The 12,500-nt window shown below is 52.7% G+C and carries 15 protein-coding genes and 1 pseudogene; 4 read left to right on the forward strand and 12 right to left on the reverse strand.

Annotation, left to right across the window (positions count from 1 at the left end; all coding sequences use genetic code 11):
• The 4 genes from BLW97_RS19455 to BLW97_RS09810 form a co-directional block, all read right to left on the reverse strand.
• Positions 1-223 (reverse strand): hypothetical protein (locus tag BLW97_RS19455; protein ID WP_158025156.1); only part of this gene is annotated, 223 nt, incomplete at its 3' end.
• Positions 224-314: 91 nt separating this feature from the next.
• Positions 315-530, reverse strand: a complete 216-nt coding sequence (locus BLW97_RS09800; RefSeq protein ID WP_024895123.1) for a hypothetical protein — start codon at positions 528-530, stop codon at positions 315-317.
• 20 nt (positions 531-550) lie between these two features.
• Entirely contained in the window at positions 551-1,066 is a 516-nt protein-coding gene (locus BLW97_RS09805; RefSeq protein WP_075323029.1) for a type IV pilin protein, read from the reverse strand.
• Positions 1,067-1,150: 84 nt separating this feature from the next.
• On the reverse strand, positions 1,151-1,663 hold the full coding sequence (locus tag BLW97_RS09810; RefSeq protein ID WP_075323030.1) for a prepilin-type N-terminal cleavage/methylation domain-containing protein: 513 nt from the start codon (positions 1,661-1,663) through the stop codon (positions 1,151-1,153).
• Between the two features lie 316 nt (positions 1,664-1,979).
• Here BLW97_RS09810 and BLW97_RS09815 point away from each other — a divergent pair, with 316 nt between their 5' ends.
• On the forward strand, positions 1,980-2,474 hold the full coding sequence (locus BLW97_RS09815; RefSeq protein WP_075323031.1) for a tetratricopeptide repeat protein: 495 nt from the start codon (positions 1,980-1,982) through the stop codon (positions 2,472-2,474).
• Positions 2,475-2,641: 167 nt separating this feature from the next.
• Here BLW97_RS09815 and BLW97_RS09820 read toward each other — a convergent pair whose 3' ends face one another.
• The 5 genes from BLW97_RS09820 to BLW97_RS09840 form a co-directional block, all read right to left on the reverse strand.
• Positions 2,642-3,097, reverse strand: a complete 456-nt coding sequence (locus BLW97_RS09820) for a nucleotidyltransferase family protein (protein WP_077218349.1) — start codon at positions 3,095-3,097, stop codon at positions 2,642-2,644.
• 98 nt (positions 3,098-3,195) lie between these two features.
• Positions 3,196-3,549, reverse strand: coding sequence for a type II toxin-antitoxin system toxin MazF (mazF, locus tag BLW97_RS09825; RefSeq protein ID WP_075323033.1), 354 nt, complete (start codon positions 3,547-3,549; stop codon positions 3,196-3,198).
• Positions 3,546-3,815, reverse strand: a complete 270-nt coding sequence (locus tag BLW97_RS09830; protein WP_075323034.1) for an AbrB/MazE/SpoVT family DNA-binding domain-containing protein — start codon at positions 3,813-3,815, stop codon at positions 3,546-3,548. Before BLW97_RS09830 ends, mazF begins: the two co-directional genes overlap by 4 nt.
• Before the next feature lie 28 nt (positions 3,816-3,843).
• The gene (locus tag BLW97_RS20565) at positions 3,844-4,092 is read right to left on the reverse strand and encodes a hypothetical protein (protein WP_479714974.1); all 249 of its coding nucleotides are present in this window, start codon (positions 4,090-4,092) and stop codon (positions 3,844-3,846) included.
• Complete coding sequence (locus tag BLW97_RS09840) at positions 4,092-4,331, reverse strand: ribbon-helix-helix domain-containing protein (RefSeq protein ID WP_075323035.1); 240 nt, start codon at positions 4,329-4,331, stop codon at positions 4,092-4,094. Before BLW97_RS09840 ends, BLW97_RS20565 begins: the two co-directional genes overlap by 1 nt.
• A 224-nt stretch (positions 4,332-4,555) precedes the next feature.
• On the opposite strand from BLW97_RS09840, the gene BLW97_RS09845 reads away from it, so the two are divergent.
• A complete protein-coding gene (locus BLW97_RS09845) occupies positions 4,556-5,236 on the forward strand; it encodes a hypothetical protein (RefSeq protein ID WP_075323036.1) in 681 nt (226 codons plus the stop codon).
• A 632-nt stretch (positions 5,237-5,868) separates the two neighbouring features.
• Here BLW97_RS09845 and tnpA read toward each other — a convergent pair.
• Entirely contained in the window at positions 5,869-6,297 is a 429-nt protein-coding gene (gene tnpA, locus BLW97_RS20430) for an IS200/IS605 family transposase (RefSeq protein ID WP_075323038.1), read from the reverse strand.
• 424 nt (positions 6,298-6,721) lie between these two features.
• Here tnpA and BLW97_RS09860 point away from each other — a divergent pair, with 424 nt between their 5' ends.
• Positions 6,722-8,254: an ATP-binding protein gene (locus BLW97_RS09860; protein WP_075323039.1), complete on the forward strand. Its 1,533-nt coding sequence runs from the start codon at positions 6,722-6,724 to the stop codon at positions 8,252-8,254.
• 94 nt (positions 8,255-8,348) lie between these two features.
• On the forward strand, positions 8,349-8,672 hold the full coding sequence (locus tag BLW97_RS09865) for a hypothetical protein (protein WP_207650586.1): 324 nt from the start codon (positions 8,349-8,351) through the stop codon (positions 8,670-8,672).
• A 438-nt stretch (positions 8,673-9,110) separates the two neighbouring features.
• Here the strand turns inward: BLW97_RS09865 and BLW97_RS09870 are convergent.
• Together BLW97_RS09870 and BLW97_RS09875 are read right to left on the reverse strand one after the other, a co-directional pair.
• Positions 9,111-9,524, reverse strand: a pseudogene (locus tag BLW97_RS09870) (transposase); the annotation flags it as partial.
• Positions 9,525-9,619: 95 nt separating this feature from the next.
• On the reverse strand, positions 9,620-11,530 hold the full coding sequence (locus tag BLW97_RS09875) for a MobA/MobL family protein (RefSeq protein WP_077218351.1): 1,911 nt from the start codon (positions 11,528-11,530) through the stop codon (positions 9,620-9,622).
• Positions 11,531-12,500: the final 970 nt, after the last annotated feature.

The following is a 12,500-nucleotide window of genomic DNA, read 5'->3' on the forward strand; positions in this document are numbered from 1 at the left end:
TACATTCCACCGCCAGTGTACACAGGGACTCCAGCAGGATGGGTTCCTGATCGGTGTGCTCCATGACCTGCCCGACGGCCTTGCTGAAAGCCAGATATTGTTCTAGGCGGGTATGGGCCACAGCCGAAGCACCCGCAGGCAACCCCCTACCCCAGCCCAGACGCGCCCAGACCCGGCGCCAGGGGCCGTTTTTGGGGCGCGGATCAGAAGCATCACGGGACATGCGCGGAGGGCCTTAGATCGGGGGATGGGTAGTCAGCGACCCTCCGCCCTGCCAGGCAGGACGGTGCGCCAAGTGCCGCAGCCCGCAACGATCAGGCCATTTTCAGGCCGTGGGTGACGGGTATCCGCTGATTGGCGGGTTTTTGATCGCGCTGCAGGGCATACAGAGCCTGCAATTCACTGCGCACGACATTCAATTCCATATCGATGGTCGCGGTGGCGGCACCGCGCTGTTCGCGGCGACTGAGCAGGCGATGGCGCAATTGCTGGAGCTCATTGATACGCTGTTGCGGATGATGGGCGTTCATGGTCGTTCTCCTGTGAGAGTTTACGGGGTGACTTTCCCGTTTTGGGTGATGATGACGCCGGTGGGTGTTGCGGCGTGAATGAATCCTTCGGCACTGCAGGCGCGGACAATGGCGGTAGCGAGATTGCCACTGCAGCCCGTGGTGCTGACCATGACGGTTACTTGCTGTGGCCCTGCCTGACTGATGGTGGCCGCATCGATCAATACTTGACCGCATTTCCCTGTTTGGGCACCGTTTGCTGCGACAAAAGCCGGAGTGCCTGAGCCATACACCGGGTCGGCCACATCATGGGCAGATGGTCCGTTCAGGGTGCTGTAAATATCCGTGCTCACATTGTTGTTGCTGGCTGCGTAAGCATTAGCTACTGCGTCCACCGCCATTTTCAGGTCACCGGCCACGACTTGCGCCTTGGCGGTTGTGATGTACGCAAAATATTGCGGTATCGCAACAGCTGCCAGAATCCCGATGATGGCAATGACAATCATCAGTTCGATGAGCGTGAAGCCGCTGTTCCTCTGAATTGTTTGGCTGCGCATGGGATGACCTTTCCGAGAGGGTTCTGGTTATGGTGCAGAGCGCTGTCCGAAAGGTGCAGCCCCGAAGGGCTGCGAAATTAAAAACTAACTAAATTTGATGCCCCCATTATTGTCAACGCTCACCGTACAGGATGTTGCACCGCCACAGGTTATTCCGGTACCAGTGTTAGCATTCGTTCCAGTTCCAGTCATATTCAGCGCACTGATGGCGTTAGCAACAGCTGTTCCCAAAGAGCCAGAAGGATATTTAACATTGAAGTTAATATAGCCAGTGCTGGGTGTTATTGAAACGGCGTTATTGGTTAGATTGGTAGGGTAAGTGAACGCAAACGTCGCGCCATCCACAGACCCACCGCTAGGGAGATTAACGCTAGTAGTTTGCCCTGCGGATGCAGCAGCCATGGCGGCCGTACTTTGTGTGATCATCTGGTGAAAATCTTGTGCTATTACAGATGCCTTAGAAGTTTCAATATACTGCTCATATTGCGGAATCGCGATGGCGGCCAGAATGCCGATGATGGCAATGACGATCATCAGTTCGATGAGGGTGAAACCGGCTTCGGCGCTGGCCTGCGCCTTTTTGACTAACATGCTCATGAGAATGCTCCTTGTGTGGTAAGAAGTTCGGCAACGCCAAGAGGCGCTGCACTGCGTCTACCAAAGCACCAATCATGCCAGCATCAGAAAAGTTACGTGTTCACAGCGTCGCAAAACCTTCAACGCATTGTTGTTAAATATATTATTACCCGAATGATAAGGCGATGACGACACACAACAAAAGCTCCCTGCAAAGGCTCTCTTCACATTTCATCCAAATCCGATGAAATTCCGCAATGCTTTCATCGAAAACCGATGAAAGCTTTTCGCTTTTCCATTAAAATCGATGAAATAAAACCTGCAGAAAGGGAGTCTTATGGCTGCATCCGGTTCGTCCAGTGCTTTCATCAGCCCGCAAATGGCCGCCTTGCTCACCGGCAAAACGGTGCGGACCATTCATAACTGGCTGGATTCAGGCGCCATCGCCGGGCGGCAGTTGCCGAGTGCGCAGGTGCCCAGCGGGGTGCTGCGCCAGGTGGACTTGCGCAGCCTCGCCGCCAAGGAGGCCCACTGTCTGCTGCAGGCCTTTGTGGATTGTGTGCTACTGGCCGACAGCGGCGATGCGCAGGCCCTGAATGAGGTCGGCATTTATTTTTTCTGGTCCGGCGAGTACAGCATTGCCGCCAACTGTTTTGAGGCCGCCGCCAAAAAAGGCCACGCGGATGCCATGGACTTTTTATCGACCTGCTATTTCAACGGCCAGGGCGTTGACAAAAACCAGGGTCTCGGCCTGCGCTGGCTGGGCAGCGCCGCCGCCCTGGGGCATAGTCTGGCCCAGGGCAAATTGCGCGCGCTGGGGTTTGAGGTGTAGGAATAGACCTTGGTTCCTTGTTCGCCACGTCGATAAGCAGCTAGCCGCTTACTTGCTTCCTCAGCCCATAAGTGGTCAAGAGGCTATCAACGATTTTCAAGCGGTCCCTGGCTGAAAAGCCCACAGCTTGTTCAATGCGGGCGGCTTCCAGATCGGCTTGCGCCAGTTCAAACCACTGAATGGACCGCTGTATTCTTTCCTGGTCGCTCATATATTAACACCCCTTCCTTTTTTATGGTTTCTATCATGGGTTCAGATATTTTGGTTCCCAGGCGTACTTCTTCTGTTGACCAAACAATAATATCGCAGCCCCATGTAAAGCCTTGCTTCCTTACCATCTTGAGCAGATCAGAAATTGCATCCTGGCGTTTGGACCAAGGTAATTGCGCCACGGTTCCATCGCATTCCACAAAAATATCAATATCAGAATTCTCTGTGGCTTCTCTGCGGGCAACAGAACCAAATACCCATATGCGCGTTGACCCTATGCGCTTGATGAGTGCCGGGACTAAAAGCGTCTTTGCGGCAGACATACGACAATCGGATGCCGCATTGACAGTTTCACGAATGCGGGCCTGCCCCTGATTGAGCCATTGCCGAACTTCGCTTGAAATCATAAACATCCCGCAGCTTGTGAGTGTGCAAAACGCACTGAATCAAGAATAATAGATGCCATTCAGTATTCAGGCAATAGTTCAAAAAATGCTTGTGAAATAATCAGTTACCCAGGATCTATGATACTGGTTACCCGGTTGATGATTTCGCGCGTCGTTTGCTGGTCCAGAGTTTCAATGTATTTTACCTCACCGGCTCTGGCGCTGAGATCGAAGGTGCGCATCTGATTGCAGACGGCAACACCGGTCGTGTCGTGTCCCGCAATGACCACGGTCAAACCGTTTTGTCTGGCATGATTGCCGCCACTGGTGATAGGCACGCAGGTAACCAGACCGAGTTTGTTAATTTCGGTCGGTGTAATAACCACAAACCGATGTCGATCCCTTATCTCGTTTCCAGATGTCGGGTTGGGGTTGATCCAGTAAACGTCGCCTGGTGATTGTATCTTCCGGCCGATCAAAGCAACTCTCTTCCGACAGGCTCGCCCTCTCTGGCCCAGGCGCTGTTCTCAGTAAGGGCCTGCATGTCCTGGATAGTAACACCTGCGAGCAATTCCCCCAGGCTGTAGCGCCGCCGCTCACCGCGCGCTGGTCGCATAATGAGCGCGTGCTGGGAAACCTCAAGACTCAACTCCTCACCAATAGTGGCATCCATCTGTCGCAGCACTTCTGCGGGAAGTGTCACAACCGCCGCGCCGCCTTGCTTGCGAATTTTTGTGATCAACATGGCGTAAGGCTCCTTTTTAACATTATCACTACGAATTGACAGGATAGCGTGAGTGTGACCTTTGTGCAACCAAGTTGTTGGGATCAGGCGAACGTTTCCGGGCTTCGCCGAATGCCTTCGTTATTTGGCGAGGCGCGATCAGTAGTTTGCCTGCCAGAAACGGTATGCCCGTAAGATCGAAACGATCCTTCTGCCACGCGCGATAGATGGCGTCCGGCCAACCGTGCGGCGACAGCAATGCGCTGAGCAGCACGTTGGTATCCAGGACGACCCGCATCAGTGCTCACGCGCGCATTGCACAGCTTCGTTCACGATAGCGGTCAAGTCGGCCTCGCTCACGTTTGCGTTTGCCGCCTTGGCCTCTTCAACAGTACGCTCGAAGAGGTAGCTACGTACCGCCTGCTCGATGAAACGCGACAGGTCGCCCTTGCGCCCGCCGCCTTGCGATGCAAGGAACATGCGGACGGACTGATCCGTGTCTGCCGACACGGCAAGATTCCAGCGCACGGTGCTCATGATGCCCCCATTTGAATGTTTACACACATATGACGCATGGTTCCGGAAAAAGGGCACCTCCGTGACCTTGGCGGCTAGCAGTCCGCAGGACCATCTTGAAATCCCATCAGTTCCATCTATATAAGTGGTTCATGACGTGTTGTTCTCGTTGATAAACCGTCATAGCGTAAACGCAACCATCATGGCATATCTATCTTGCTGACTAGATTTAAAAAGGAAAATTTATGTTTATAAAGCAGCAACGTGTTGTTCTGTCCATCACCCTTGGAGCTCTGTTTTCCACTATTCTACTTTCTGGGTGTGCCACCACGACGCCAACCACTACCACAAAAATGGCTTACGTCGTCTATGACGTGAAAACCCCAACTAATGTTTCATATCAGGATGTTGTCAATGCTTTTGTGTCTGGTACAAAGGAATATTTGTCAGGAGCTGCCGTTCAGGAGAATCCACCCCCCTATCCGTTGCCCGATCAACCCGGTCGTTTTCAAAATAGCCAGATGTCTCAAATGTCAGGCATGGGCGGATTGTCTGCCATTGCAGCGATGTCTGGGGCTGTCCTGCCCAGTATTGTAAGTTGTCCTGGAGCATCAGTGATCGCGCGGGGTGCAGATAACAGCTATTCCAAGTATGGCAAAAACGCGACTTACACATTTTGCCTTTACCCATACAAAGGCGGATATCAGGCTGATGCCGTCGGCTCATACACCAGCCAATCTGGTTTCTCCTCAAATCCTAATGTACTGGGTGCAGAATTAGGAGGATTATTTACCAAGGCGGTAGGGCTTGGTTCTCCATCCCAGTTTATTGAAGACACCTTCGGCAACGTCAGAAAGTCCTTGGCGAGTACTGGCTCTAAGGTGACCGTAGTCGACTCTTTTGATCCATTTTCCACAAATCAGTAAACCCAGCAACTCAGGTCAAAGGGCATCACTATCCTAACCTTCCATATAGTTACAATGGCATTTTTCAGGCTAGTTTTCTAGCGGCCTGCAGGGCACCCGCTGGGGGTGCCCTGCACTGCGGCTGCCGGATTCCCGGCGGTTGCGGGTCAACGATCCTTTTGCACAGCTGAAATTGATTGGCCGAAATCCAGTGGGGCGCAATACCTTTGGTGTTGTTCGATGTTCCGGAGATGTGAAAAGTCGCCCGTTGGATATGGCACAAAAAAGTGAGAACGCGGACTGGTTTCAACAGGTCATAAGCAAAGCGCGGTTTTTTTTGTAATTCGTTGTTTTTATTGGCGGAGAGGGTGGGATTCGAACCCACGTGGGGCTATTAACCCCCATCCGATTTCGAGTCAGAATTTTCCACTTTTCATATCAACAAAATAAGCACGTAAAATATATAAAAACAATACGTTGACTACAATGCCATTCCCTAAAATTCCCCCTCTTTCTCATTCTTAGTGTGCTGCAATTACGCTGCACGAAAGGTGGTAATCTTGAGAAATGTGAATACTCCACCGGCTAAAAGCCGGTGGCTTCAGGTTACGGCTGGAAGCCGGATCAGTCGGCACTGAGGCCGACGGCTGTCGCTACACGACATGAAAGTCATCGTCTGGATCTGGTGGGGTTTGATTCTTGATGTACTCCTGCCAAACCTCATCTGTTACATTTCCACTACTCGCTACCCAATAGCCCCGCCCCCACAAATGTTGGCCCCAGTATCTCTTGCGTAACTTCGCATACTCCGTCAGCAACCGATGCGAGCTCTTCCCTTTCAAATACTGTACCGCCTTGGATACCGATAGATTCGGCGGTATCCCTATCAATAGATGTACATGGTCCCTATTAATCGACCCCGCATAAATCACCATTTCCTTACTACGCGCTATCTCTCGCAGCAATTCCCGACATCGTAGCCCTATCTCCCTGGCCAATACCTGATATTGGTACTTCGTCGTCCAGGCTAGGTGATACTTAAAATCCCAAACCGTCTGACTACCACTTTTATAAGACTCCATAGCTGTGGTTATACCACCGGACTTATCCGCCGCCTAAAGGCGGGGGGGGTTACGGATCCCCTATCGGGGACTCTATAAAGGATTGTAACCGTCCCAGACATGGGATCGTAAGATACATCCTGCCTCCCGGTGGCCTAATCTGCATGGGAGCACTTAGGGCATTGGATTGGATGCTGGTTATACTCCGGGATTTACCCTAGTCCACTGAGCATTGCCTGCACTCTGTTCTGGCATTGCCAAGTGGTCTATGGCAAGATTCCAAATAGGCTTTTATTTGACGAGCCTTGGTTCGTCATGCATGTATGCAATGAGGCTTATTTCATACCTAACATTGTGCTCAATCCTTCCGCTCGTTGCACTCTGGTGGAGAGTTAGATTTAGTGTTTTGGTCACCAGACGAATGCAAAGATAAGCGAACGTGGCAATGAAGAAATTTGACCTGAACATCGACCGAATGCTTGAAAACTGGGATGCATTCCATGCCATTAGGGAAATCATTGCCAACGCGCTCGACGAGCAGATACTGACTGGCACGCGGGAAATTGCCATCTCCCGCGACGGAGACGGTCAGTGGCGCATCAGGGACTTCGGCCGTGGTCTCCGGCACGAGCACTTCACAATGAACGAGAATCAGGAAAAGCTTGACCATCCCGGCCTCATCGGAAAGTTCGGCGTGGGCTTGAAGGACGCTCTGGCCACATTCGACCGCTTGGGCATTGAGACCCGTATCCGCTCCAAGTTCTGCGATGTTGCTTTCGACCGATCCGAGAAGCATGATTTCTCTGATGTCATCACACTGCACGCCTGCATCTCCGATCCGTCCGATCCTGCATTCGTCGGAACCGAATTCATCCTGAAAGGTTGTTCTATTGAGGATATCGAGAAGGCGAAGCGTCTGTTCCTGAGGTTCTCCGGCGAGGAACGCCTAGAAGAAACCCAATACGGACAAGTCCTGCAGAAAACAGGCAAGGTCTCCTTCATATACATCAACGGCATTCGCGTTGCCGAAGAGGAGAACTTCCTGTTCTCCTACAACATCACTTCGCTGACGGCCACCATCAAGAAGGCTCTCAATCGCGAAAGGACCAATGTCGGGAGGACCGCCTACTCCGACCGAGTGAAGTCCATCCTGCTCGCTTCCTCTTCGGAAGCAGTCGCCAAGGCTCTCGTCGATGACCTCGGCAACTTCGGGAGCGGCACGCTGCATGATGAGATGAAATGGACGGATGTCTCCGTGCATGCGTCGAAAATCACCAACGCATCGGGGAATGTCCTGTTCCTAACGGATGAGGAGATTATGAATGCTCCGCGTTTCGTCGAGGAAGCTCGGGCGAGCGGTCGGCAGATCATCACGATCCCGAGCACCGTTAAAGAAAAGCTGTCCGGACAGGTCGATACGCAAGGCAACACAATCCAGGATTTGGGCAATTTCCTTTCCGAGTGGAATGATTGCTTCAAGTTCAAATTCGTCTCGCCCGAAAAGCTCAGTCAGGCCGAAAGATCTGTATTCGACATGACCGAAAGGCTTGCCGACCTCGTCGGAGGTTTTCCTTCGAAAGTGCAATCGTTGAAGATTTCGGAGACGATGCGCCCCGAGACTGGAAGCTTCTCGGAAGCCTGCGGACTTTGGACCGGCACGGAAATCATCATCAAGCGTAGCGAACTCACTTCCGTCGAAAGCTATGCCTCCACCTTGCTCCACGAGATCGCCCATGCCCGAAGCGGCGAAAATGACATCACCATCGGTTTCGAGCACGAATTAACATCTCTTCTTGGGATGATCGCATCTAAAGCACTACGCAGAGATTTTGCCGACACCCAATTGCTGAAAGTGCCTCCAAAGGCAAGAACCACCAGTGAATTTCGCCCCGCATCACGGCAACCACAAGCAGTGAACCACGGTCCTACTCCTGCGAAGAAGGTCGGATTCTGGGCTAGATTGCTAGGCAAACCTTGAACGTAATGATGCCAATCTATCATCCCAACGAATCAGCGCAAAAAACCGCGCAGACCTTTGAATTCAAGTGTTGGACAGCACAACAGGAGGCTCCATGATGGCAATAATCGCTGTTCTTATCCTCGCTCTTCTAGGTTGGTTGCTTATCTCTTTGTACAAAAAGAAGAGGCGAAAAGACGCACTCCTCAAGAAATATGGGGACGCTGAAGTCGTCACGTTGATCATGAAGAAAATGTTCTGGCAGGGTCAAACGGAAGAACAACTACGTGACTCACTTGGCCGACCACTCGATACTGACGAAAAGGTTCTAAAAACAAAGACAAAGGAAATCTGGAAATACAACAGGGTCGGAAAAAACAGGTATGGCCTACGAGTCACTCTTGAGAACGGCATTGTAGTGGGTTGGGAACAAAAGTGACGGTGCTGGCAAACCCAACCGTCGTTAATCGGACCGTCTATAAATGTTTTTGAAGGTTTACCCCAGCTTTCGACACCCGCCGGCCTGTTACGTCGAACGTTATGCAGCATAGGCAAATTATCGAAACACTGCGGCGTCTCCCAGAAGAGTCAGCCTCCTGAGACTGACAATGACAGGCTTTTTCTTCGCAGCAAAGGGGTTTTCTGGGTGTGGTGGAATAATGATCGCGCCAGTGTCCGGTGTAGTCGTTTTCTAAACCTGCATAAACAACATCATCTGGACCATAAAAGCATCTGGAATCTATGCAAGAGCATTTACCCGATCCATTTCTTCAGCTGATTCTTTTTCTTTCCTGATGCGCTCGCGATCTTTAAAACCTGCTTCAAAATTACTCCTTTTTTGGTGCCTGCCAACCCGCTAGGGTGGATTCGCTGAACGCTTACTGCTGATGCCTAGCAGCCGGACCTTGCCACCTGTCCCACTCTGGCGGGGAACCAGCCCCAGAAATGCTTCAAACTCCCGTCCTGAACGGAAGGACTTCATATCCCCCACGGTGGCGATGATGGCGGTTGCCGTTAACAGCCCCACGACAGGGATGGCCGTAAATCGCGTCACGGCCTCTTGGCCTTTCTTCCACAGCGTCAAACGCTTTTCGATCTCTGCAATATCCTTGTCCATCTCTTCGAGGCGTTTTAATTGCTGGCGAATCGTGTCCAGCATCATGGGAGATATAGAGTTTTCCAGATTGGTCAAAGCGTCCAGAACCTCTTTCAGCCCCCGTTGGCGACCTTGCGGCAAATCGGCACCGAATTCGTAAAATAAGCTGCGGATCTGATTCACCTGCATAATCCGGTTTGGCACCTTAATCCCGTTCGGTTCAAGCGAGAATTCGCTTCTGAAAATCACCGCTGCCGGTCCTGTGTAGGGGAGGCATCCATGCCATCTGTTCAATCCCCCAACCCACGCCCCTTGTTCTGGCCCGGGCGATTCTTTCCCTTGGGCGTCGGCTCCGGCTCGGCAAAAAGCACCTCCGGCTGCTGCTGATGGCGTAATACCGCTTCCCGTCCGATCTGGGCAGCCGCTTCGTTCGTCAGTTGCTGCCTGTCTTTTGTCTGACCGCGATAGCGCTCATTGACCAGGTACGTGACCCCCACGGCAATGGCTTTGCTATCGAATCCAAGCGCAGCCAGCGCGTCCGCCGTCGCTTCCAGGGTCTGGTGTTCTTCAATGAGCTCACACAGATTTCTGCCAACTTCGGAAGAGACTTTCTTGGCCAGACCCACAGCGTCCGGAATCTCTGCCCGTTGCGCGGCCTCTATCCGTTCCTGCTCCCGCTGCGCATCAATGACCGCTTGCGCCCGTTGCGCAAGCTCCACATCGGCTACCGCCAAACCCGCCTGTAACGCGGCTATGGCTGCCTTCTCCTGAAATTCTGCAGGGCCTGTAAACGTCAGGGTCTCCCAGCCTTTCCCTTGGGCGGTCTCAATCAACAACGGAATATCCAGCGCGCCATTCTTCGCTAAAAGCAACGGCCCCTGGTCGATCACTTCCTGCTTACCCAGGCGCAAATACAATCCGCCATGCTCTGGCATCCAGCGGCAATAGATATCTCTTTTTGCCATCTCTGCCGAATACGCAGGGTCGTATTTCCGGGAAATGGTCTGTGCCCGCCATTCCCGCCAGCGGCTGCGCTGCGGATAGCGGACACCCGGCGCGGTTTCTGCGGCCACCCGGTCATCCAGGGCCTGTTCTTCCCGCTCCCGCTGTGCGTGTTCTTCCAGTAACCGCTCTTCCTCCCGTCTCCTGGCCCGTTCCTGCTGGCGAAAGGCCCAGCGCTCCCGAATTTCCCAGCTGTCCCTACGGTACCCCTGCCGTAAGCGGGCACGTTCCAGAATCTGTTCCGCATCATGCAGGGCCTTTTCGAGCGCAAGCGCTTCCCTATGGGCCTGGGCTGCGGCCTGCGCCGCTGCCTGGCGGGCTTGTTTCTGCGCTTCATACGATAAAACCATCGCCGCACGCTCCGGGGCCTTCTCCGCGCCCGCATGGGTCAATACCCGTCCCCGCTTCGGCTGAGGCGGACGATCCAGGGCGATCACCCGTTCCAGGGCTGCCCGATGCGCGTCATGGTCCCCTTGTTCCCACAACCGGGCGGCTTGTTGTTCCGCTTCCTGCCGCTGGACTTCCAGACTTCGGTGGTCGATGCGGACCGATGCATAACCGGCATGCGCCAGTTCCTGATTGGCCAGCTCTGCCCATAAGGGCCGCACCACGGCACCCAGCCAGTCCTGCCCAATCCGTGCCTGAGTTTTCGGGGCACCACCTCGAGCGGGATCGACCGGGTTTTTGTTCTTCGGGGAGACCGCCGCCCGTTTGAACCATAAGGCCGGGTCCCGCGCTATCCCGTCGTTGATTTTGTCCGAGAGCATCAGATGGCAGTGCAACAGGGAGGCGTCCCTTTCGCTGCGGTGGATCGCCAACGTGTAGGGCGTATGCCCGCCTTCCACAGCGCACAGGCGTTCTGCAAAGTTGTGCGCCAATAAAATGTTCACGGCTTCCGGTAGTTCCTGCGGCAGCGCAAACTCGAGCTCCCGATAGACGGTCCCATTCTTGCGCTCGTACTGATCGGCTGCATCCCAGTAGTCCGCTGCCGTTTGCGCCCACTCGGGTAGATATCCTGATTCAGCATGCAGGACTTCATCAGCCCGGGAGACACGCTCCTTTTTTACGGTATTGCCGTCGACCTGTTCCACCGTTTTCTGAGCGTAAGGACCTTCTCGCAGAATGTACCGCATATGCCCGCCCGCGCCTTTGCCGACGCCTCGGTTGTGAGTTTTAGCATGCAAATGATATTCCGCCATGGGCACCTCATCTTTTTTTTCGCCGTCTGCAAGACCGTGCTTGTTTCTCGGAGAGAAACATTAAAGCGCGCCTGCTTTAACAAGCAGGAAACCAAATTAATAGATTATCATGGAACTTTTTTACTTTACAATTCTAAAATTTTTATCTCATTTGATACAGTATGTTATAAATTATTGTATCAAAAATAGAACGCTTTGAAAAGCAGTATAATGAAATTCTTGAAAAGGCCAATAATGCCAAACTTTAACTCATAAAACTGCGTAAAGAACAGGAGCTCAAAGATAAGGCCATCGCGCTTAAGGCCCGTAATAATACCTTATTAAAAGTCGGTGGACTTGTGGAACTGGCGGGGCTGCAGGAATGTGATAAAGGCGCACTGCTGTTAACGGACAATAGAGTATCATCCTAGCGTTTCCCCTGAATTACGGGGGGGGCTGGATCTGCTTGACAGACGCACCCTACTCTACCGCGAATAATGCAGGCAAGGTCAGGGGGTGGCGGTACTCGGCGAGGCCATTGCTCACGGACGACTGGACGCCATAGTATTCGCTATGATCTGATGACTGGTAAAGACTGAAAGCTGTCATTCAGCAGCTGAAAGAAAATGAACACCGAGGAGTTATATGGTTGACCGAACCGAAGCCGCTTTGAGCGGCTCACGAACTAAAGCTCCCGGCTTTGCCGGGAGATATTTACTGGTCGTAAAAACTGTTTGACAGAACCATCATGCCAATCAGAAAAAAGGATGTACAGACAGCAAGCTGTCTTATGCATCCTAATGACGGAAGAACGATCGGAAGAAGAATCAGGGTTTGATATATATAGTGGACCCCAATTTCCGGACGGTTATTTAAGATGGTAACCTGCTGTAAATAAGGAGCAGGTTGTGAGTGAACGGAAGCGCAAGATTTTTAGTAGTCAGCAGAAAGCCAAGGTCGCACTTGAAGCGGTTCGAGGGATCAAGACGGT

Source organism: Acidithiobacillus albertensis (genome assembly GCF_001931655.1).
Lineage (GTDB): Bacteria > Pseudomonadota > Gammaproteobacteria > Acidithiobacillales > Acidithiobacillaceae > Acidithiobacillus > Acidithiobacillus thiooxidans.

Coding starts and splice junctions, on each gene's coding strand:
- BLW97_RS09800 (WP_024895123.1), bottom strand. CDS start 530: ATGAACGCCCATCATCCGCAACAGCGTATCAATGAGCTCCAGCAATTG.
- BLW97_RS09805 (WP_075323029.1), bottom strand. CDS start 1,066: ATGCGCAGCCAAACAATTCAGAGGAACAGCGGCTTCACGCTCATCGAA.
- BLW97_RS09810 (WP_075323030.1), bottom strand. CDS start 1,663: ATGAGCATGTTAGTCAAAAAGGCGCAGGCCAGCGCCGAAGCCGGTTTC.
- BLW97_RS09815 (WP_075323031.1), top strand. CDS start 1,980: ATGGCTGCATCCGGTTCGTCCAGTGCTTTCATCAGCCCGCAAATGGCC.
- BLW97_RS09820 (WP_077218349.1), bottom strand. CDS start 3,097: ATGTTTATGATTTCAAGCGAAGTTCGGCAATGGCTCAATCAGGGGCAG.
- BLW97_RS09830 (WP_075323034.1), bottom strand. CDS start 3,815: ATGTTGATCACAAAAATTCGCAAGCAAGGCGGCGCGGCGGTTGTGACA.
- BLW97_RS20565 (WP_479714974.1), bottom strand. CDS start 4,092: ATGCGGGTCGTCCTGGATACCAACGTGCTGCTCAGCGCATTGCTGTCG.
- BLW97_RS09840 (WP_075323035.1), bottom strand. CDS start 4,331: ATGAGCACCGTGCGCTGGAATCTTGCCGTGTCGGCAGACACGGATCAG.
- BLW97_RS09845 (WP_075323036.1), top strand. CDS start 4,556: ATGTTTATAAAGCAGCAACGTGTTGTTCTGTCCATCACCCTTGGAGCT.
- tnpA (WP_075323038.1), bottom strand. CDS start 6,297: ATGGAGTCTTATAAAAGTGGTAGTCAGACGGTTTGGGATTTTAAGTAT.
- BLW97_RS09860 (WP_075323039.1), top strand. CDS start 6,722: ATGAAGAAATTTGACCTGAACATCGACCGAATGCTTGAAAACTGGGAT.
- BLW97_RS09865 (WP_207650586.1), top strand. CDS start 8,349: ATGATGGCAATAATCGCTGTTCTTATCCTCGCTCTTCTAGGTTGGTTG.
- BLW97_RS09875 (WP_077218351.1), bottom strand. CDS start 11,530: ATGGCGGAATATCATTTGCATGCTAAAACTCACAACCGAGGCGTCGGC.